This window comes from Claveliimonas bilis (assembly GCF_030296775.1).
Taxonomy (GTDB): Bacteria; Bacillota; Clostridia; order Lachnospirales; family Lachnospiraceae; genus Claveliimonas; species Claveliimonas bilis.
The window spans coordinates 22,011-43,619 of record NZ_AP027742.1 but is presented as its reverse complement, the minus strand read 5'-3'; the positions used below and the strand labels follow the sequence as shown (position 1 = coordinate 43,619).

General features: G+C 44.4%; 13 protein-coding genes and 2 tRNA genes. 14 read left to right on the top strand and 1 reads right to left on the bottom strand.

What is annotated here, in order from left to right; genetic code table 11:
- The first annotated feature begins 26 nt into the window (after positions 1-26).
- The 3 genes from R2J37_RS00165 to R2J37_RS00155 all read left to right on the top strand — a co-directional run bounded on the left by R2J37_RS00165 (position 27) and on the right by R2J37_RS00155 (position 1,552).
- Entirely contained in the window at positions 27-956 is a 930-nt protein-coding gene (locus R2J37_RS00165) for an alpha/beta fold hydrolase (RefSeq protein ID WP_316265903.1), read from the top strand.
- 399 nt (positions 957-1,355) lie between these two features.
- A tRNA-Gly gene (locus R2J37_RS00160) sits at positions 1,356-1,426 on the top strand.
- A gap of 55 nt (positions 1,427-1,481) precedes the next feature.
- Positions 1,482-1,552 (top strand) — tRNA-Gly (locus R2J37_RS00155).
- Between the two features lie 96 nt (positions 1,553-1,648).
- Here the strand turns inward: R2J37_RS00155 and R2J37_RS00150 are convergent.
- Positions 1,649-1,981: a sporulation initiation factor Spo0A C-terminal domain-containing protein gene (locus tag R2J37_RS00150; RefSeq protein ID WP_230107515.1), complete on the bottom strand. Its 333-nt coding sequence runs from the start codon at positions 1,979-1,981 to the stop codon at positions 1,649-1,651.
- 184 nt (positions 1,982-2,165) lie between these two features.
- Here R2J37_RS00150 and R2J37_RS00145 point away from each other — a divergent pair, with 184 nt between their 5' ends.
- The 11 genes from R2J37_RS00145 to pelG all read left to right on the top strand — a co-directional run bounded on the left by R2J37_RS00145 (position 2,166) and on the right by pelG (position 21,595).
- Positions 2,166-2,750 carry a glycoside hydrolase family 25 protein gene (locus tag R2J37_RS00145; RefSeq protein ID WP_316265900.1) on the top strand — a complete coding sequence of 195 codons (585 nt, stop codon included), beginning with the start codon at positions 2,166-2,168 and terminating at the stop codon, positions 2,748-2,750.
- A gap of 116 nt (positions 2,751-2,866) precedes the next feature.
- The gene (locus R2J37_RS00140) at positions 2,867-3,562 is read left to right on the top strand and encodes a response regulator transcription factor (protein WP_256194747.1); all 696 of its coding nucleotides are present in this window, start codon (positions 2,867-2,869) and stop codon (positions 3,560-3,562) included.
- Between the two features lie 12 nt (positions 3,563-3,574).
- Positions 3,575-6,160, top strand: a complete 2,586-nt coding sequence (locus R2J37_RS00135; RefSeq protein ID WP_316265899.1) for a sensor histidine kinase — start codon at positions 3,575-3,577, stop codon at positions 6,158-6,160.
- A 110-nt stretch (positions 6,161-6,270) separates the two neighbouring features.
- The gene (locus R2J37_RS00130; protein WP_316267066.1) at positions 6,271-7,431 is read left to right on the top strand and encodes a class I SAM-dependent methyltransferase; all 1,161 of its coding nucleotides are present in this window, start codon (positions 6,271-6,273) and stop codon (positions 7,429-7,431) included.
- Positions 7,432-7,439: 8 nt separating this feature from the next.
- Positions 7,440-9,869, top strand: coding sequence for a hypothetical protein (locus tag R2J37_RS00125; RefSeq protein ID WP_316265898.1), 2,430 nt, complete (start codon positions 7,440-7,442; stop codon positions 9,867-9,869).
- Between the two features lie 227 nt (positions 9,870-10,096).
- Positions 10,097-12,226 (top strand): NAD-dependent epimerase/dehydratase family protein, encoded by a 2,130-nt coding sequence (locus tag R2J37_RS00120; RefSeq protein WP_316265897.1) that lies wholly within the window; start codon positions 10,097-10,099, stop codon positions 12,224-12,226.
- Positions 12,227-12,241: 15 nt separating this feature from the next.
- On the top strand, positions 12,242-13,141 hold the full coding sequence (locus R2J37_RS00115) for a hypothetical protein (RefSeq protein WP_316265896.1): 900 nt from the start codon (positions 12,242-12,244) through the stop codon (positions 13,139-13,141).
- A complete protein-coding gene (locus tag R2J37_RS00110; protein WP_316265895.1) occupies positions 13,138-14,979 on the top strand; it encodes a DUF2194 domain-containing protein in 1,842 nt (613 codons plus the stop codon). The genes R2J37_RS00115 and R2J37_RS00110 overlap by 4 nt, the downstream gene beginning before the upstream one ends.
- Positions 14,980-15,012: 33 nt before the next feature.
- A complete protein-coding gene (locus R2J37_RS00105) occupies positions 15,013-16,932 on the top strand; it encodes a DUF2194 domain-containing protein (RefSeq protein ID WP_316265894.1) in 1,920 nt (639 codons plus the stop codon).
- Positions 16,929-18,353, top strand: a complete 1,425-nt coding sequence (gene pelF / locus R2J37_RS00100) for a GT4 family glycosyltransferase PelF (protein ID WP_316265893.1) — start codon at positions 16,929-16,931, stop codon at positions 18,351-18,353. Before R2J37_RS00105 ends, pelF begins: the two co-directional genes overlap by 4 nt.
- Positions 18,329-21,595, top strand: coding sequence for an exopolysaccharide Pel transporter PelG (gene pelG, locus R2J37_RS00095; RefSeq protein WP_316265892.1), 3,267 nt, complete (start codon positions 18,329-18,331; stop codon positions 21,593-21,595). Before pelF ends, pelG begins: the two co-directional genes overlap by 25 nt.
- Positions 21,596-21,609 lie beyond the last annotated feature (14 nt).

Here is a 21,609-nt window from a genome sequence, read left to right as displayed (position 1 = left end):
CAGTGAATTTCCAGGAGGAAAATCTCATGAAAAAAGAGTTTTACTACCCTTCGGCTGACGGAGAAACCCAGATTCACGCAGTGGAATGGATACCGGAGGGTGAGGTTCGGGCAATACTCCAGATCAGTCACGGCATGGTAGAGTATATAGACCGATACGATGAATTTGCTTCCTGGCTTACCGAAAAAGGCTGGTATGTAACCGGCAACGATCATTTGGGACATGGAAAATCCGTTTCTTCGGAAGAAAAATATGGATTTTTCCATGAAACAGATGGGAACCGTTGTGTGATCGCAGATATCCACAGATTAAGGGAACGCACGGAGCAGACATATCCAGGCGTTCCTTATTTTATGATGGGGCATAGCATGGGATCCTTTTTGGTAAGACAGTATCTTTTTACATATGGAAACGGACTGGCCGGCGCAATTATAATGGGAACAGGGCATAAGAGTGCGGCTGTTTTGAATTTGGGGCAGATGCTCTGCAGGATCATTGCCGGTGTAAAGGGATGGAATTTTCGCAGCAATTTGATCAACGCACTGGGGATAGGAAGTTATAATAAAAAGTTTGAACCTTGCGAAAGTAAGCAAGAATGGGTGACATCGGATCCGGAAATCAGAGGCAGATATGAAGCAGATCCTCTTTGCAGTTTTGTATTTACTGTAAATGGATACCACCAGATGTTTGAAGGCATGAAAGAGCTGACAAAAAGGAGTAACATGAAGAAAATGCCGAAAAATCTGCCTTTATTATTTGTGTCTGGAGAAAAAGACCCGGTAGGTGGTTTTGGGAAAGATGTAAAAAAGGTATATGAATCTTATCTTAAGGCCGGCATGAAGAATGCCGAGATCAGACTCTATGAAAATGACCGTCATGAGATTTTGAATGAACAGGATCGAAGAGTGGTTTATGAAGAGCTGTATCAGTGGATGGAAAGGAACCTTTCGGGATAAAAGAGCAGACTAAAACAGCGGAAACCCGCTAACCTTACGGCTACCGGGTTTCCGTTGTTGTTATAGTTATCTAAAGGAATGAGAGTAAAGTGCAACACCAAAGGACTACAAGCCCTGGTGTCTTACTTTATGAGGGGGAGATAGTTGACTCCTGTTCAACTATCTGAACATAGTATAATCTATAAATATGTCCAAAGTATGTTAAATCTATAAAAGAAAAAGAAATTTTCTTAAAACAACCTTAAGAATTAAGAAAATTCCAATAAACTGCAAATATATGAGTCGAATTAAGAAATATTTATTCTAATTATAGCAGATAACACAGCAAAATCAAGCCCGAAGAAATTTTAATTTTCCTCTTGCAATTTTTAAAATTATATGATAATATATCTCTTGTTCGCGGGTGTAGTTCAATGGTAGAACACCAGCCTTCCAAGCTGGATACGTGGGTTCGATTCCCATCACCCGCTTATTTTTATGCCGTATTCTTGATTTTTTCCCAGAAGATGTTATACTGATATATATGCAGATATAGTCTATCGGTATGACGCTAGCTTCCCAAGCTGGAAAGGCGGGTTCGACTCCCGTTATCTGCTTAAAGATAAGCCGAGAGTGCTGAAAGTTCAGCATTCCCGGCTTCTTTTATGTTTCAGCTGTTTTGCAGACATTGGGAAAGAAAAGTAGGATGGGATTCAGGAAACCAGAGTCCCTCTCAAGTGACCGGTCAGGATATCTACAAATTCTCCGGTTGTAGGCTTGCTAAGCAGGGGACAGGGAGAAATAGTCGTTAGCAGACTCCTGTTTCCCCTCTCCCAGCAGACATTGATAACTGTGCGGAGATCGCGCTCTACACTTCCCACGCTTGTGTGGCAGATTTCCGCGATTTTGGGATAAAGCACCTTACTGATTCCAAGCAGGTAGTCTTCATCCCGGAGACAAAGATCAATTGCAATGACCAGATATCGATAACCTCGATATGTAGCACCGATTCCAAGAGAACGAACTAAATATTGAATTGCTTCCATTTGTTCGATAACTATAACTCCCTTCTTGCAGACGGGATTCCTTAATTTATCATAACTGAAAGTTACCATATTTTTATTATAGACGACATTATTCGATATAATTCGACAAAATAAGAAATCGAGGGAACGTTTTGAAAAAAGTACAATATATTATTAGTAAATGGGATCGTATGGGGAAACGGTTGTGGGAATATATGGTATTGATGTGGGCGAAATGCAGGGAAACATTAACTGGGAACAAGTGAAAAAAGAAGGCGTCCAGTTTGCGATGCTGCGGTCCGGATATGGGGCGGGAAGTATGGATGTACAGTTCCGGAAAAATGCAGAAGGGTGCGCCAGAGAGAAAATTCCCTTTGGAGTATACTGGTCTTCTTATGCCTGGACGCCCCGGATGGCACGGAAAGAGGCGGAATTTTGCATAGAAACAATAGAAGAGTATAAGTTATCCTACCCGGTTTCCTTTGTTTTTGATAAAGACTCTGTAAAATATGTGGAGACAAAGGGAATTGCTGTTACAAAAATACTGGCGACAGAGATGGCGGAAGCCTTCTGCAGACGGATAGAGGAGCTGGGATATCGGCCTATGTATTATAGTAATAAGGATTTTCTTGACCGGATGTTTGATGAAAGTCTGCAGAAAAAGTATGCTCTTTGGTATGCACAGTATGAAGGGGAATCCCATTCAGAAAAGACTGTAATATGGCAATATACGAACAAAGGGAGGATGAGAGGGATCAAAGGGGATGTGAATGAAAATATGGCTTATTAAAAACGGCGCTGCTATGGAGCGGCGCTGTTTCTATGTTCATAATATCTTAAGAATTTCCCAAACTCCCTCTTAAAAATTACCTGCTATTCTTGTAATATATAAGGGAGGTGATGAAAATGTCAAAAATATTGGTATGTGATGATGACAAAGAAATAGTGGAGGCAATTGAAATATATCTGACTCAGGAAGGATATGAAGTAGTAAAGGCATATGACGGACAAGAGGCATTAAAGGTATTGAAAGAAACGCCGATAGACCTTCTGGTGATCGATGTCATGATGCCAAGGCTGGATGGGATCAGAGCAACTCTTAAAATCAGAGAGGAAAATAATATTCCCATTATTATTCTTTCGGCGAAATCGGAGGATGCGGATAAAATACTGGGACTGAATGTAGGGGCAGATGATTATGTGACAAAGCCGTTTAATCCACTGGAACTGGTGGCGAGAGTGAAATCTCAGCTTCGCCGCTACACCAGCCTTGGGAGCACAGTAAAAAATGAAAATGAAGCGATATACACAACAGGAGGTTTGGCTATCAACGATGACCTCAAGGAGGTTACCGTGGACGGGGAAACGGTAAAATTGACACCTATCGAATATAATATTTTATTGCTTCTTGTTAAAAACCAGGGAAAAGTCTTTTCTATTGAACAGATTTATGAAAGTATATGGAACGAGGATGCAATCGGGGCGGATAATACAGTAGCGGTGCATATCCGGCATATCCGGGAGAAAATTGAAATTAATCCAAAAGAGCCCCGGTATTTAAAAGTCGTATGGGGAGTCGGCTATAAGATAGAAAAACTTTAGGAGGGAGCTATTATGAAAAACTGGTACAAATCAGCGCCGTTGAAAGGGATTCTTCTGGTGATCCAACATGTACTGGTTATCCTGGCGGCTGTCAGTTTCGTGTGGTTGGCGGCATATCCGGGAATCACACAGGATATTCTTTCAGAAAAAAATGTGGAAAATTATGAAGAGTCCCAGGGATTTGGAAGAGAAGTGCTCGCGGATTCACAGAATGCGCTGGCTATACTTATGGAAAAGGAACAGCTGGAGACAAATGGAAAGCTGGATGAAAATAAAATTGTAGATATCAGGGAACTGTCGGATCATTCGACAATAAGCGGAGAGAACAAAAACGGTCTTGCATACCGCCTGGGTGAGTTGAATGACTGGGGAATCCGCAGGGAGAATGGAGAGATCGCCACCTCGGAAGAGGGGGGGTATAATTCGATCATCGTCTGTGAAAAGCAGGGCGGCGGATATCAATATTTTTATTACGATGAATTTCGTGAATTGATTGAAAACGGCTCTCTTTCCTTTGTGGAAGATTCGGAAACCACAGTGACGCAGGAAGATGTGCTGGAATGGCTGCGGGACGGGTCGTTTTACAAAGGCGCTACCGGATGGTCGTCAGAAGCGCTTATTGACAGAAATAACCAGATCCAGTACCGGACATTCTGGAATTATGACGGGTACTGGATAGATGAGGCATATGCTCCGGTGGGAGCCCAAAATATCCTGGAAGTTGTCAATAACAATCCAGAATGGAACGGGAAGCTGCAGGAGGCGTTTTATCTGCTTGATGCAAGTATTGGCACCATCAGAAGCGACATGGTCAATTATGAAGAAATGGGAAATTTCTGGACAGAAGGAAACACCAATCTGACCTATTTGTATGCTGATACCGCTGATAAAACCATATATACAAATAAAGAAGAATATAAGGATTACGGTAAGCTGGAGGAGAATCTTCAGAAATTGACAAGCAGCGGACGTTTCGCATTGGTAGAACCAAAGCTTGCGGATTTTCAGTCAAATATCAACGGGGCAGATGCGAATGAGTGGACACATGTGATCTCGGAAATGTGCGGCAAAAAGGATGATTTTGTTTATGCAGTCAATGTAGATACCGATTTTCCGGTCCAGGATAGTTACTACAGTCAAAATGTGCTTTATGAGGAGTACGGACCGCAGATCACGGGAATGCTTGTTATGGGAATCCTGTCAGTGATCGGAATTATTGCTGCATTTGTCTGGCTTACGATCGTGGCGGGACGGACGCCGGAAGATCAGGAGATACATCTGAATTTACTGGACCGTATAAAAACAGAACTTATGGCAGTGATCTCCGTAGGTGTGTGGGTATTCATCATATATTTGATTACGGATATTTACTCTTATTCATCGTCGTATTCGACAGTGGAAGCCTATAGTGAGAACTCTTATGCTGCAGTGCTGAATGTTACTGCTTCGGATATTGTGCTGGTAAGTATCATAGCCCTCTTAAGCTGCATGATCTTTATGACAGCATATTTAAGCCTGGTCCGCCGCATCAAGGCGAGAACGCTCTGGAAAAACAGTATATTGAAGTGGCTGGTGCAGGTGTTTGGAAAAGTGGTACGGCACATGGGCGAAATATGGAGAACCGTGCTGGTACTGGCAGGAATTGCATTCCTGAATATTCTGGGCATTGGGACAGCATCCGGACCGGTGGTCCTTTTAATGGTCATTGCAGATCTGGCTGGTGCTGTTTATATGGTCTATCAGGCAGTGGGAAGACACAAGATCGGCCGGGGAATAGAGAGGATTGCAAAAGGTGAGGTTGACTACAAAATCCCTTTGGAAGGGCTGAAAGGAGGACAAAGAGAGATCGCAGAGAAAATTAATACAATAGGAGAAGGACTGGATGCAGCAGTGGAGGCCAGCATGAAAAATGAACGCCTTAAGACAGACCTTATTACAAATGTATCCCATGATATCAAGACACCTCTTACGTCCATTATCAATTATGTGGATCTTCTGAAGAGAGAAAACTTTACGGATCCTAAGATCCGGGGGTATCTGGATATTCTGGAGGCGAAGGCACAGAGGCTGAAAACATTGACAGAGGATGTAGTGGAGGCATCCAAGGTCAGCTCCGGAAATATTTCCCTGGAATATATGGATATCAATCTGACAGAAATGATCCAGCAGACCAGCGGAGAATTTGAAGAAAAATTCCGTAAAAGACGTTTAACAGAAGTACTCAGTATTCCGAAAGAACCGGTTATTATTCGGGTTGACGGCCGCAGAATGTGGAGAGTACTGGAAAATATTTATAACAATGCGGCAAAATATGCAATGGAAGGGACAAGAATCTATGCAGATCTGAGTGTGTCAGATCAGACGGTCGTGTTCTCCTTGAAAAATATATCTGAACAGCCTTTGAATATCAGAGCGGATGAACTGACAGAACGTTTCATCAGAGGCGATGTTTCCAGAAGCACAGAAGGAAGCGGACTTGGTCTTTCCATAGCCAAGTCATTGACGACCATGCAGGGAGGAACGTTTGACCTGTATCTGGACGGAGATTTGTTCAAAGTAACGATCACCTTCCCGGAAGTCAAAAAAACCCAGGGCTAATTGCAAAAAAGGACACCACTAATGTTAAATTGGGACGTAGTAAACTTAAACTTTACTACGTCCCAATTTGATACATTTACACATTTGTTGAATTACGCTATAATATGGCTATGGAAAATTTAAGACAATTATTCAAGGACAATTTAAATACAGATTTTATCACAGCGGTATTGAGCAATCCGCGCCAAAAAGGGCACGTCAGTAAGGTGCGGGTGCGCCCTCTGATGAAAGGCGGCATGCTTTTCTTTCAGTTGGAGGAGCAGAAAGGCACCCAGGCTTTTCACAGGAATTTGAACGCAGAAGAGACTTGTGAAGAGTTGATGCAGTATATGGAAGAAATGAAGCAGATGCAGATGGAAACGAGACGGTTCTTTTTTTCTATATTAGTAAGCAAGAAAGGGAAGGTTACAATAAAGAAAAAAGCTCAGACCGGTACGGTGAAGGAAGTGGACTTTTCTCATGACAGGAAGAAGCGATATATTCTTAAAGAGGGAACGAAGATTCCGTTTCTTGTAGATCTTGGCGTTATGACGGAAGAGGGAAAGATTATAAAATCCCGTTTTGACAAATTTCGTCAGATTAATCGATTTCTGGAATTTATTGAGGATGTGCTGCCGCAGCTTCCGGGGGACAGAGAGATCACCATTCTGGACTTCGGATGCGGAAAATCCTATCTGACGTTTGCGATCTATTATTATCTCCATGAGCTGAAGGGCTATGATATACGGATCATCGGTATGGATCTGAAAGCAGATGTCATTCGCCGCTGTAATGAACTGAGTAAAAAATACGGCTATCAGAAGCTGAAGTTCCTCGAAGGCAATATTGCGGACTATACAGGGGTAAATGCGGTGGATATGGTTGTTACACTTCATGCCTGCGACACGGCAACCGATTTTGCTCTGGCGAAGGCAGTGGAGTGGAATGCAAAAGTTATTCTGTCTGTTCCCTGCTGTCAGCATGAACTGAACGGTCAGATTCAAAATGATATCCTGAAACCTGTTCTGAAATACGGGCTGATTAAGGAGAGAATGGCGGCCTTGATTACGGATGCGCTGCGCGCGGAATACCTGGAAGGGCAAGGGTATGAAACCCAGATTTTGGAATTTATCGATATGGAGCATACCCCGAAAAATATTCTGATCCGCGGAATAAAGAACGGACAGAGACAGAGTATGGAGGCAGTGGAAAGATGTGAAGAGGCGCTTCATGTGTCTCCGACCTTGAAACATCTGCTGGAAACAGTACATGGAGTAGAAATGAAGGAGTAGTAATAGCAATGAAGAAACACCTGATCAATGCGGGGATTCTGACAGCGGTTTTTATTGCTGCTGTGATTTTGTTCAGCTACCTTACGAACAGGGGAAATAATAACATGACAGCAGATCTTGGCGGGGCAACACTCCCGTCAGTTTCTTTTTCCTGTGAAGGGTATGAAGTGAATTATCTGAACGGCTATAAAAAGGAAATGGATCTGTCCACTATGAGGGACAGCATTACCCCGGTCAGTGGAAATAAGCTGGAAATGCATATCGAATCCTATGAAAGCCGGATCCAGTCTGCAAACTGCGCGGTGTATACGCTGGACGGCAAGGAAAAGCTGGGCGAAAATACATATAATGATCCGGAAAAGACGGTAACGATAGAATTTGAGGACGGTATACTGTCAGAAGAACGTCTTATGATCCTGGCCCTTTCTGTGGATGACCGGGAAATCTATTATTATACGAGAGTGGCGGATTCGGCTGATTTTTCCATGTCCGCCTGTCTGGAATATGTGTATAACTATCACAATAATGCGATGGGAAAAGTAGAAAACGTAGGAGTAGGAGCGGCCCTGGAACCTTCGGGAGAGGCGGTGACAAGTTTTTACCATGTAAATATTAATTCTGATTACGACCATGTTTCCTGGGGAGGGCTGGAACCGGCAGTGGAGGGAACGGAACGCTGGAAAATCGTGGAAGCAAATGAAACGTACACCTCTGTGCTTCTGGAATATGAAGTGCGCTGCAAAGGGGAAGAAAATGAGACGGACCTTTACACAGTAGATGAGTTCTTCCGGGTGCGGAACGTGGCCGGGACCATGTATCTGCTGAATTATGACCGGACGATGGATCAGATTTTCAATCCGGAACAGACCGTGCTAAGTGAAAATGGAATCCTGCTGGGAATTACAGACCCGGATGTACAGTATCTTGTAAGCAATGACGGAGTGAGAACGGCGTTCATACAGGCAAATGAACTGTGGTATTACAATCAGGACAGCGATGAGATGTCCCTTTTGTTCAGTTTCATGGATTCGGAAAGCGCTGATATAAGAAATCTGACAGATGAACATGAGATCAATCTCCTTTCCATGGATAAATCAGGTAATGTAACCTTTGCGGTATGCGGATATATGAACCGTGGAAGCCATGAAGGGGAAGTGGGAACTGCAGTTTACTTCTATGACTCGGAAAAGAACAGTATTGATGAGAAAGCTTTCATTCCCAGTACAAAATCAGCGGCAGTGACAGCCCAGGAGTCTGGCAATATGGTTTACTACAGTGTAGCCCGGGAAATGCTTTACGTACTCACAGGCGGTACACTTTATGAAACAGATATGGAGAAAAAAGAGACAGCTACTCTGGTGGAAAATCTGACAGACCGGCAGTACGTAACATCAGAGGACGGACATCTTTTGGCATATCAGTCTAATGGAACATTGGAGCAGGCAACTGAGATTGTTGTAAAAGATCTGGAAAGCGGAAAGGATCGTACAGTGGAGTGTCAGGAGGGAGAATGTATTCTGCCCCTTGGATTCGTCAATGAAGATTTTGTATGTGGAAAGGCGAGAACATCAGACATAGGACAAAATGTATCCGGTGAAACGACGATTCCTATGTATAAAGTAGAGATACGTGATTCAGACAATGAGGTAGTTAAGACATATGAATCGGACAGTGATTTCGTGTCGGGAGCCGAAATAAGCGACGGAATGATCAATCTGGAACGGGTAGTGAAAAACGGAAATATTTACACAGGTATTGCGTCCAGTCAGATTACGAGCAATGAAGAGAGAAAGGAAAGCAATATTTCTCTCGAGTCTTATGTGACAGAATTAAAAGAAACCCAGATGCGCCTTACATTTGTGGATGGTATTTCTGATCTGGAGCCTAAAGTTCTTAAACCGAAACAGGTATTATATGAACAGCCCACAGAGATAGAGTTTGAGGAAAAGGAAAGCCGGGACGCCTATTACGTATATGGAACGGGGTGTCTCCAGGGAGTTTATGGCAGCGCAAATGATGCGGTTTTGAAAGCGGACGAGGTGAGCGGCGTTGTCATTTCTGCCGGGCAAAGTTATGTCTGGGAGAGAGGGAACCGGAGTCTTAACTATCTCATTACCGGAAAAGATGATGTTATCAATACTCTGCGGGAGCTGCTGAATGGAGGAACAGGAGCAATGGATGCGGTCAGACAGACGATCGGTGAAAACGTGCTGGATCTGTCCGGATGCACAACAGAAGAAATGCTGTATTTTGTCAGCCGGGGCATCCCTGTGGTAGGAATGACGGGAGAGGGAAGTTCGGTTATCCTGATCGGATATGATCAGACCTATGTTACTTACATTGATACAGCTTCAGGCAGCCGAAGCGCCATCTCTTATGAGCAGATGGACGCTGCGCTTGCAGGGACAGGACGCGCGTTTGTGAGCTGCATTCCGTAAACCGCTGCTGCGACAGCGTTACATAAAAATATAATACAGAAGAAATTGCCGAAGTGGCCGGAGAGAAATTGACGGACGTTTCGGCAGTTTTTTATTTCTGAAATCTTTCTGTCAGTAAAGTCTCAATTCACACTTCCTTCACCAAAAAGATATTGAATATCACCAAAAACACAACTATAATGGTATAAAAGAAAAAGAATACCTTGAAGGTATGCAAAAGGAGAATTATGACAGAGATATTGATTTGCGGGTGCACTGAGCTGTTTACGGAAGATGCCCTTCTCCGTCTGGCGGAAGAGTATCGTGTGGTGATCGCGGGACCTTCGGCAGTATCAGGAAACCAGAAACATATAACAGCATATAAGACATCACCGACAGAGGAAAAGTTCCGTCAGTTGTTTGATGTATATAGCTTCCAGACCATTTACTATGTGAGCGGGTATACAGACGGGGGAAATGGTCTCTTTGGCGAAACACAGCAGCTGGAGCAGGTTATGCTGGAATGCAGCCGTTCGCGGGTGGATAAGCTGGTTGTTTTTTCGACGGTGGACAGTCAGAATTATATGGCTAGTTATGGGAAACAAGGTGAGCTGTTAAAGAAGGATTACTATTCCAGCCGCTGTTTCGGAGCAGGACAGATGGAAGAGATGTGTCAGTATTTTATGGAGAGAAGTAAAATGCCGACGGTTATGATCCGACTGCCTTATCTGGCTGACCGTATCAATGACAAAAATTTCCTGGGACACATTTTCCGCAGCATGTATGAAGAGGAAAAAGTGATGCTTCCTTACCACAGGGAGGATCCGCTTAATTTCCTTACGCTGGACGATCTGGTGGAGCTGATGTTCCAGCTGACAGAAGAAACAGAGGATGACAGTGGCATTTATTATGCGGTAAGCGGATATCATTATACTTATGGCGACCTGGAAGATATGTTGAAAATTGCGGTCCCGGATGCAAAAATCGTATACGAGAACTATCCGTTTGTGGCAGAAATACCGTCTTATCCAAAAGAGCTGAGGAGAAAATACGGGTTTATCCCTATGGATAACGCGATGGAAAATATAGGTACATATTACAGAACCTTTGTCAATGAAGTCATGACACAGAAATCCGGACTTGCAGGAAAGATCATGTCTCTTTTTGCCAGGGCAGGGAAAGGTGCTCTTAAATATGTAGAGCTCGTGCTGGTATTTATCATTGCGGAAATTATCAGTCATTACACATCAGAATCAATCTATTTTAAATTTGTAGACGTAAGACTTTTCTATATTATCATCATGGGAACAATTTATGGAATGCGCACAGGTCTTGTGGCAGCAGTTCTGGAATGTCTGGTACTGATACGGGAATATGCGCTTATGGGAATGAATGGAACCATTCTCTTCTATAATATTGAAAACTGGATTCCATTTGTTGTTTATCTGATGGCGGGTTCCATTACCGGCTATATTTCCAATAAAAAAGACGATGCGCTGGCATTTGTGCGAAGAGAATATTCCCTGCTGCGGGACAAATATCTGTTTTTAAGTGATGTTTACCACGGGGCTGTGGAAAATAAAGGAGAGTATAAAAAACAGATTCTGGGATTTAAGGACAGTTTTGGCAAAATTTTTGATGCAGTGCAGAAACTGGACAGTGAATATCCGGAGCGGATCTTTTTTGAAGGAGTTAAGGTACTCGAAGATATTCTGGAAAACCATACAATTGCCATTTATACATTAGATTCCTGGCAGAAATTCGGCCGTCTGGCGGTATGTTCCAACAGTTTGCTGACAAAGCTGACAAAATCTATTCGTATTGAGGATTACAGCCAGCTGTATGACACGGTGAAAAAAGGGCAGGTGTGGAAGAATACAGATATGGTTCCCGGAATGCCCATGTATGCATGCGGAATTTTCAAAGAAGGAACGATGGTACTCCTTATTACAATTCAGGAGGCGGATGTAGAACAGTACGGTATGCATTATATGAATATTTTCCAGATTATGTGCGGACTGGTGCAGACGTCTTTCCTAAGAGCGTTGGAATATGAAGAGCTGGCAGAAAGCAAGATGTATGATCCAAGGACGCATATTGCTTATCCGGAAAGGCTCCGCCAGCTTTTGGAAGTGCAGGAATCCATGAAAGAGGCCGGTGTGGCGGATCATGTGCTGATCCGGTTTAAAGATAAAGATAAAGAAAGAGTCAGCGATCAGTTATCCGGTATGATACGTGCCAGCGATGTATTGGGAACGGATGAAGATGGCAATATTTATCTTCTGCTTGTGCAGATGAACCGGGAGAATTTCCGTATTGTAGGAGACCGTTTAAACGGAAAAGGCATGAAATATCAGATTGTGGAAGCGGTCGGATAAAGGATGGGAGAATCTGTGATAATTATATTTTTAATCATTCATATCATTCTGTGTATCCTCGTATATCTTCTTATGAGGATATCGCTTTTAAAAACGCCGCGGCAGTTTATGCCGATCGTATGTCTGGTTCCCCTGTGGGGGCTTTTGGCACTCCTTTTTCTGGAGATACGGACCAGAGGACGGCAGGATATATATGAAGAAGTGGGAATTGAAAAACTGAAGATCAATGATGCGATCCACCGAAGCATCCTGATGGAAGAAGATCCTATCGAAGATCGGGTCGTACCTCTGGAGGAAGCGCTTCTTATCAATGATCCTCTCACCAGACGAGAGCTGATGATGGAAGTCATGTATGCCAATCCCGATGACTATGTAAAGCAGCTGAAAGAAGCCCGAACAAATGATGATACAGAGGTTGTTCATTATGCGGTCACAGCTCTTGCAGAGCTGCAGAAGGAATACGATCTTCAGTTTCAGGAGCTGGACTGGGAATTGGAAAATGATCCGGACAATGACGACATTACAGACCGTTATCTGAAGCTTTTAGATCAGTATCTGGAAAGCGGAATTGCGGAGGGAAATGAAAGGATCTTAAAACTTCGTTCTTACAGCGGCATGCTGGAGAAAAAGCTTAAGAATCATCCTGACCGTCTGCCTCTGTGGAGAGAAAAAGCGGTTACCGATTTAAGGATTGGAGAATATGATGAAGCCCGTCAGGAGATTGAGCATATCATGCGGGAATGGGACAGAAATGAAGCGGGCTATCTGCTGATGATACAATACTATTCTGCGGTACAGAGCCGCAGGGGGATTGAACAGATATTAGAGACAATTACCAGAAAAAATATTTATCTCACGCCGGAGGGAAGGAGTCAGATCAGGTTCTGGCAGGAAGAAGGAAGGAATAGTATTTGAAAAGAAGAAAGCGGCAAAAGGGAGGCATTTTCCGTTTCCGAAAACTGCAGACAGTGATTGTAGTCTTTTTATTGCTGGTAGGCGTGCTGTGCTTTGTGCAGTGGAATGTCCCTTATGAGGAACAGGAAAGAGAGCTGGAACCTGTAGAACAGGACAGCCTTGATCTGGTGACTTTGGACCAGGATCCGGAGTGCCTTATTATCTGGGAAGATGATGATACGGGCAGACAGGGACTGGAGCTTATGGAAGATATCTTAAGCCAGATGAGAATTCCCTATGAAACAGTGCAGGGGGAAGAGGCGAACCGGCATGACCTGGAAGATTATGAGACTGTTGTTCTGTCGGTGACTCGCTGGAATATTTTGGATGAGACACTTCTGAAGCTTCGGGACTGGCTGGAAGCAGGGGGAAGTCTGATGGCCCTCTATCCCCCGGAGATCAACGGAAGCTTTCAGGTATTTGCAAAAGACTTCGGAATTGAAAGACTGGGAAATGACTACGTCGTAACGTCCGGTCTTCGGATGACCCGGCCCTTTATGATAGGCGGGGACAAGGAATACGTAATTACGGATCCCTTTGAGTCATCCCTGTCAGTATCCCTGGATGATAACGCAGAGGTCTATATGGAATCTACAGATGAAAATCTGGTTCCTCTGATCTGGAAGACAAAGCAGGGAGAAGGAGAGGCTGTATTCTGCAATATCGGAATTGTGGAAAAGGCATACCGGGGGTTCTACTCCACAGCTTACAGCCTGCTGGAAGAAACATGCGCATGGCCGGTGATCAACGGTTCTACGTTTTATATTGATGATTTCCCATCTCCGGTTCCCGGAGGGGAGAGCAAATATATTAAGCGGGATTACGGGATGACGATCTCGGAATTTTATACACAGGTATGGTGGAATGATGTATATAATCTGGCGGAGGAATACGGCATCCGCTACACAGGACTTGTGATCGAGCAGTATTCTGACGATGTGGAGCAGCCCTATGAGCGCAATAATGATACACAGCGCTACCGATATTTTGGAAATATGCTTCTTGATCAGGGAGGGGAGATCGGCTTCCATGGGTACAATCACATGCCGCTGTGTCTTCTTGGATTCGATTACGGAGACGGATATGAGTCCTACCGGCTGTGGCACAGTTATGAGGATATGCTGGCCTCTATCCAGGAGCTGAAAAGCTTCTGTGAAGAGATGTTCCCTAAAGAGAAGTTCCAGGTTTATGTCCCGCCCTCCAATATCCTTTCCGAGGAAGGCAGAACCATGCTGAAGGAGGATGTGGACGGGATCAAGGCCGTTGCCAGTGTCTATATCGGCGGATTGGACGAAGTGGCATACGAACAGGAATTTGAGGTGGCGGAGGACGGGATGATCGAGACGCCCCGTATCATATCTGGATATATTATGGATGATTATACCCAGCTTATAGCATTCTCGGAACTGAATTTCCACTATGTAAACACTCATTTCCAGCATCCGGACGATACCCTGGACGAGGACAGGGGAGCGGCTCTTGGATGGGAGGAAATGTATCAAAGGATCTCAGACTATACCGAATGGCTGTATACATCGGCGTCGGACATCCGCAATCTGACCGGCAGCGAACTGGCGGCGGCAGTGCAGATTTACGACAATCTGGAAGTGGAACGGGACTATACAGACGGAAGATTAAAACTTCATCTGGCAAATTTCAGGGATGAAGCCTGGCTTATGGTCCGGATCAATGAGGGAACGCCGGGAGAAGTGACAGGAGGGAGTCTTACGGAAGTGGCAGAAGGACTTTATCTTCTGGAAGCACAGGATGATGAGATAGAAATTGTAATTGGGCAGTAAGGAAGACAGAAGGGTACAGAGAAAGGAAGCAGGATGAACAAAAAGCAGAAACGCTATATTTCGGTTATTATTGTATTAATTGTATTTATATTGATTGCGGTTGCTCTGCTTGGACAGTATGGCTGGATGGTGACAAGGACAGGAGGCGGGGAATCCGGCCTTTCCATTCTGGAGGATAACAGTTTTACAAAACTTGGTTACAGTGGAGAGGAAACGCAGGAGGAGAATCCGGACTGCCTTTACCTGTGGGACAGTACAGATGAAAATTCTGCCGTCTTTTATGATCAGATGACGCAGATCCTTCACGACATGAAGGTAGAGTATACTGAGACAGATCTTAGCAAGGAAGAGATGCCGGATCCTGATCAATACCAGATTGTCATTACGGGATTTACAAACTTTCAGGAACACAGCAGTGTCATACTGGAAGTGGTAAGCTGGATGGAGAAAGGCGGCAACCTTCTGATGCCGCAGGTTCCGGAAACCGGCAGTGTGTACAGTTTTATGAGTCCGAGGATCGGCGTGGAAAACCTGGGTTCCGCCTACTATGAAGTCAGTGGAATCCGGATCAAAGATGATTTTATGATTACCGGAGAACAGACAGAGTATGCCATCGAATATCCTTATCAGTCCGCGCTTACGGTCTCCCTTGGAGAATCCTGCGAAGTTCATATGGTGTCGGCGGATGAAAGAGAAGTGCCCCTTTTGTGGGAGACGGACCGCAGGGAAGGGCATGTGGTTGTTGTGAACCTGGGGCATTATGAAAAAAACTGCAGAGGAATTTACGCGGCAGCTTACAGTCTTCTGTCAGAGTACTGTGTATGGCCTGTTATTAACAGTTCGGCGTTTTATATAGATGGTTTTCCTTTCCCCCTTCCAAAAGAAAAGAACTCCTACATTACAAAGGAGTATGGGGACAATATGGATATGTATTCTTTTTATGTCAGAGAATGGTGGAATGACCTTATCAGTCTGGCGGAAGAATACGGCATTTCCTATACAGGAACGATACAGGAGAACAATGATAATGATGTAGAAGCGCCTTTTGAGTCAAAGGCTTCCTCCAACCGGTATCAGTATTTTGCATCTACTTTAATGGAACTGGACGGAGAACTGGGCCTTTTCGGATATAACCAGCAGCCTCTTTGCCTGGAAACCAGCGATATCGGGACCCGGGAGGGAACAGAAGAGGAGACCGGAGAGGAGACGGAAGAGCTGGATTATGAGAAGGATCTGGGTCTGAAATACTGGAACAATAAATCGGACATGGCAGCAGGTCTTAAGGAAGTGGAGGAATTTCAGAAAGGAATTATTGACAGTGAAACGATGCAGGTCTATACGCCTCCTTCCAATATCTGGTCAGAGGACGGACTGGATGCGATAAAAGATACTCTGCCGGATATCGCAGCCGTGGCGGCGGACTATTTCAGCGGCGGATATGCGAAGGAGCAGGAATACGAAGTAGACGAAGACGGGATGATCATGACGCCCCGCATAACATCCGGAGGAGAAATCAGTGAAGATATGAAGCTGAGCGCTTTTTCGGAGCTGAATTTTCACTATGTGGTTTCCCATTCTATCTCTCCTACAGATGTGCTGAATCCGGATGCGGGAGCTGATCTTGGCTGGCCTGCCATGGTGGAAAATCTGAACGATTATGAAAAATGGCAGGAAGAGGCGGCGCCGGACATCCGACGGATGACAGGATCTGAAATGGCAGGCGCAGTGCAGAGATTTTATTATTTAGGATCAGAAGAGATCGAGACAAAAGACGGTCTGGAAATCCAGCTGTCGAATTTTCAGGATGAAGCCTGGCTGATGATCCGTTTTAACGAGTGGACACCGGATGAAGAGTCGGTGAAAGGCGGAAGCCTGACGAAGCTGAGCGGGAATCTGTATCTTCTGGAAGCAGAGCAGGATACGGTTACGATTCAAAGAAAGGATGCAAAATGAGGATCTGTGTAATACTGGAAGGGTGCTATCCCTATGTGACAGGAGGGGTATCTACCTGGGTTCACCAATATATGAAGGCCATGCCCCAGCATGAATTTGTAGTTTGGGCGGTAGGTGCTGATTCCAAAGATCAGGGAAAGTTTAAATATGAGCTTCCTGACAATGTTGTAGAGATCAGGGAAATCTTTTTAAATGACGCTCTTACCATGCCTTTTGTAAAAGAAAAATACAAGTTTAAAGAAGAGGAGCTGGAAGCGCTCCGGGAATTTGTAAACTGCAGGGAGCCTGACTGGGAAACTTTGTTCCGCATGTATCATGACAATAAGGTATCTCCGGTGGCATTTTTGATGAGTGAGGATTTCCTGGAAATCCTTATGAAAATCTGTCATGAAGAGTACCCTTATACCAGTTTTTCGGATCTTTTTCATACAGTCAGATCTATGCTTCTTCCGGTGCTCTATATTTTGCAGTCAGATGTGCCCAAGGCGGATATTTATCACGCCATTGCCACAGGTTACAGCGGAGTGCTCGCGAGGCTTGGAAGTTATGTCAATGGTGTGCCCTATGAGATTACAGAGCACGGAATCTATACCCGGGAGAGAGAGGAAGAGATCATCCGTGCAAAATGGGTTATACCGGCATTTAAAAGATTTTGGGTGCGTTTTTTCTATATGTTGTCGGGTGCGGCATATGGCAAGGCTTCTATGATCACCAGTCTCTTTGATAAAGCAAGGGAAACACAGATTGAGATGGGATGCGTCCCGGAGCTTTGCAGATACATTACCAATGGGATTCATTACGAGAGGTTTTCCTCCATGAGGCCGAAAAAGGATAATGGATATGTAGATATTGGGGCGGTTCTTCGGATTTCCCCGATTAAAGATGTTAAGACCCTTCTCTATGCATTTGCGGATCTGCGAAGCAGGATTTCGAATGTGAGACTTTATATTGCAGGACCCGAGGACGATGAAGAGTATGCGAAAGAGTGTTATGACCTGAAGGAACAGCTGGGGCTTGCCGATGCATATTTCCTTGGGACAGTCAATATTCTGGAATATATGGAAAAATTTGATTTTACCGTCCTTAGCAGTATTTCAGAAGGACAGCCGCTGGCTGTTCTGGAATCGTTCGCTGCAGGAAGACCCTGCGTTGTAACAGATGTGGGATGCTGCAAACAGCTGATAAACGGGATGGAGGGAGACGACCTGGGAGTGGCGGGCTACTGCGTGCCGCCCATGTACAGGGAAGCGCTCTGTGATGCACTGGAAATGATGTGTACCCATACAGAGGAACGTTATCAGATGGGACAGATCGGGAGAAAGAGGGTAGAAAAATACTTTCGGCATGAAGATATGATACGCAACTATCAGGAAGCATATGATGAGGTGTTTAGAAGATGGCAGGAATCGGTTTCAGCTTAAAAAGATTATTCAGTAAACGAGGATTCTTCTCGCTTTGCAGGGCATACGGATATGCGGGAATTATTTGTGCAGGGCCTATGATCCTGGGTGTTATCATGCTGGCGGGTGTCAGTCTGACAGCCAGGCTGGCAGGAATGGAAGCCCATGACAGGGAATTGATGAACTGTATGCTTACTTACAGTCTGTTAGTTTCCCTTAGTATCACCAGCTGGTTCAACATGGTTACGACCCGCTATGTATCTGACATGCTCTATGAGGAAAAGCTGGATAAGATCATGCCTTCTCTTTACGGAAGCTGTTCTATTATGCTTGTGGCAGGAGCCGTTCTTTACGGAGTTTTTCTTTGGTTTTCAGGAGTGCCCCTGATCTATCAGATCCTGTGTCTGTGGTTTTCCCTCATTCTGATCGTAGTGTGGATGGAAATGGTTTACCTGACAGCTCTTAAGGACTATAAAGGAATCGTGCTTGCATTTACCATTTCCCTGATGCTGGGATTCCTGTGCGCTCTTATCCTTGTCGTTATCGGATGGGTCAGTATTGTGAGTCTGATGCTGTGTATTATTATTGCCTATGGCACGCTGATGGTATGGTATTATAAACTGCTTCTTGACTATTTCCCTAAAAGTGAGGGAAGCAAATATACATTCCTGCGTTGGTTTGACCGTTATAAATCGCTTGCTTTTACAGGAGGTTTTATCAATATCGGGTTGTTTGCCCATCTTGTGATCATGTATTTCGGACCTTTGCAGATTCAGGTTGAGGGGCTGTTTTACGGGGCACCGGCACATGATGTTCCGGCGCTGTTTGCGTTTTTCTCCATTTTGATCACGACCATTAATTTTGTGACTTCTGTGGAAGTTCGTTTTTATCCGTCTTATCGGAATTATTACAGCCTGTTCAATGACAACGGCTCTATCAGGGATATTGAACAGGCAGAAACGGAGATGCTGACCATTCTGAAGCAGGAATTGACTTTCAGCGGACATAAGCAGCTTATTTCAACGATTCTGTTCGTTGTATTCGGGAGTTATGTATTGGAGTGGCTCTCACTTGGATTTACGGATACATCTATTGGAATTTTCCGGTTTTTGTGTACAGGATATGGAATTTATGCGATCAGTAATTCCATTATGCTGATTCTCCTCTATTTTGAGGACTACACAGGTGCGCTTCTTGGCACGATGGCCTTTGCTGCAGTCAGCGTGGTTGCCACGATCCTGCAGATTTTATTTGGCTCTGTCAACTTCTTTGGCCTGGGCTTTCTGCTGGGCGGTATTGTATTTTACTTTATTGTCTGGCTGAGGCTGGAATGGTATACAAGGAGGCTCCCCTATTTCCTCCTGTGCAGGAAGGCTTTTGTGCCGAACATGGAAAAAGGATTTTTTGCAAGGCTGTGTGATCGCCTGGATGCCAGAGATGAAAAGAAGGCCAATGCACCCAAGGAAAAGTGGAAAAAGAAACGGCGGAAAATGGCGGGAGCAGCCATGCTTGCCCTTGTGTTTCTCCTGAATGGCTGCAGTGCAGATACGGGTGCCGTTTCCGGCAGTACCGGAAGCGATGTAGAAGCGGCAGCGGAAGATACCCAGGAGACAAAAGGTGATCCGGTAGAAAAGGAAGAGCTGGAAGAATCCGAGGAGACTCTTCAGGATAATAAGGCAGTATATGCGGATGATGATGAGACTTCTGTGGTAACCATGTATCTGACTGTATCGGAAGGAAATGCGGCAGATCACACGAACCATACCTGGACAGAGATCAACAGTCTGGATAACTATTATTATGAGGACAATAATCTGGACCGCTACAATTGTGAAGCCCTCCTTCAGATCGGGGATGAATTCGGAAATGGCGAGACTTCGCCCAACGCTACAGTACAGATACGGGGACAGTCCTCATCCAGACGGGATCAGAAAAATTATAAAATTCGTATTAAGGATGGCATGGGTGAATGGAGAGGACAAAGAACGATCGCCCTCAATAAACATGTAGGAGATGTCTATCGTTTTAAAAATAAGCTCGCCTATGATCTGATGAAGGATATTCCCCAGATGATGAGTGCGAGAACACAGTTTGTGCGCCTTTATGTGAAGGATACTACAGAGGGGGGAAACGGTACATTTACCGACTATGGATTATATACTCAGGTAGAACAGATTAATAAAACATATTTGAAAACACACGGACTTGATAACAAAGGTTATTTATATAAAATTAATTTCTTTGAGTGGTATCAATATGACGAATTGAAGCTGAAAACAGATGAAGATTATGATGAGAAAGCCTTCGAAGAATATTTGGAGATCAAGGGGAATGACGATCATACAAAGCTTTTGGAACTGCTGGAAAAGGTCAATGATTACTCGGTTCCGATAGAAGAAATTGTGGAACAGCATTTCGATATGGATAATATTTGCTATTGGATGGCGTTTCACATTTTAATCGGAAATTACGATGTAGGATCCCGAAACTATTATTTGTACAGTCCTCAGAATTCAGATAAATGGTATTTTATTTCATGGGATAATGATGCAGCCCTTTCAAGGACGCAGTATGAGCAGAGTAATTATTCGGAAGGACTTTCCTGGGAAAGAGGAATCACTCAGTTCCTTCACGTAATTCTATTTAACCGTATTTTCCAGGAGGATGAATATCGGGATATGCTGACAAATGCTGTGGAGGATCTCTATACCAATTACCTGGCGACAGAAAAAATGACGTCTATGATAAATCAGTACAGCAGTGTAGTAAAGCCTTATATCTATAGCAGTCCGGATGTGGAATACGCCGTAGAAGAAGACCAGGCTGTCTATGATCAGCTGGTTGCTGCCCTGCCGGGTGAGATTAAATTGAATTATCAGTATTATCAGGAAAGCCTGGAAAAACCGTGGCCTTTCTATGTGGGAACGCCAACAGTGGAAGATGGAAAGATCAACGTACTGTGGGATGCATCCTACGATACGGATGGAGAAGATATTACGTACCGCGTTGTGCTGGCGCGGGACTGTGACTATACGGATGTGATCTATCAGGCGGATGGTCTGCAGCTTCCGGAGGTCAGCTTTGACATGCTTCCGGCCGGACAGTATTATCTGAAGGTGCAGGCGGTCAATGAGTCCGGTTATGTGCAGGACTGCTATGACTATTACTCCCGAGAAGATGGAGGAGGAAAAGCGTACGGAACGAAAGCATTTGTGGTGCAGGCTGACGGAACTATAACCAATGTGGACAATGCGGACGTATAAGCCTATGGCAATTG

Excerpts from the sequence above, each read along its gene's own strand:
- R2J37_RS00150 (WP_230107515.1), bottom strand. The coding sequence starts at position 1,981 with ATGGAAGCAATTCAATATTTAGTTCGTTCTCTTGGAATCGGTGCTACA.
- R2J37_RS00120 (WP_316265897.1), top strand. The coding sequence starts at position 10,097 with ATGACAGAGATATTGATTTGCGGGTGCACTGAGCTGTTTACGGAAGAT.
- pelG (WP_316265892.1), top strand. The coding sequence starts at position 18,329 with ATGGCAGGAATCGGTTTCAGCTTAAAAAGATTATTCAGTAAACGAGGA.
- R2J37_RS00125 (WP_316265898.1), top strand. The coding sequence starts at position 7,440 with ATGAAGAAACACCTGATCAATGCGGGGATTCTGACAGCGGTTTTTATT.
- pelF (WP_316265893.1), top strand. The coding sequence starts at position 16,929 with ATGAGGATCTGTGTAATACTGGAAGGGTGCTATCCCTATGTGACAGGA.
- R2J37_RS00140 (WP_256194747.1), top strand. The coding sequence starts at position 2,867 with ATGTCAAAAATATTGGTATGTGATGATGACAAAGAAATAGTGGAGGCA.
- R2J37_RS00130 (WP_316267066.1), top strand. The coding sequence starts at position 6,271 with ATGGAAAATTTAAGACAATTATTCAAGGACAATTTAAATACAGATTTT.
- R2J37_RS00165 (WP_316265903.1), top strand. The coding sequence starts at position 27 with ATGAAAAAAGAGTTTTACTACCCTTCGGCTGACGGAGAAACCCAGATT.
- R2J37_RS00105 (WP_316265894.1), top strand. The coding sequence starts at position 15,013 with ATGAACAAAAAGCAGAAACGCTATATTTCGGTTATTATTGTATTAATT.
- R2J37_RS00135 (WP_316265899.1), top strand. The coding sequence starts at position 3,575 with ATGAAAAACTGGTACAAATCAGCGCCGTTGAAAGGGATTCTTCTGGTG.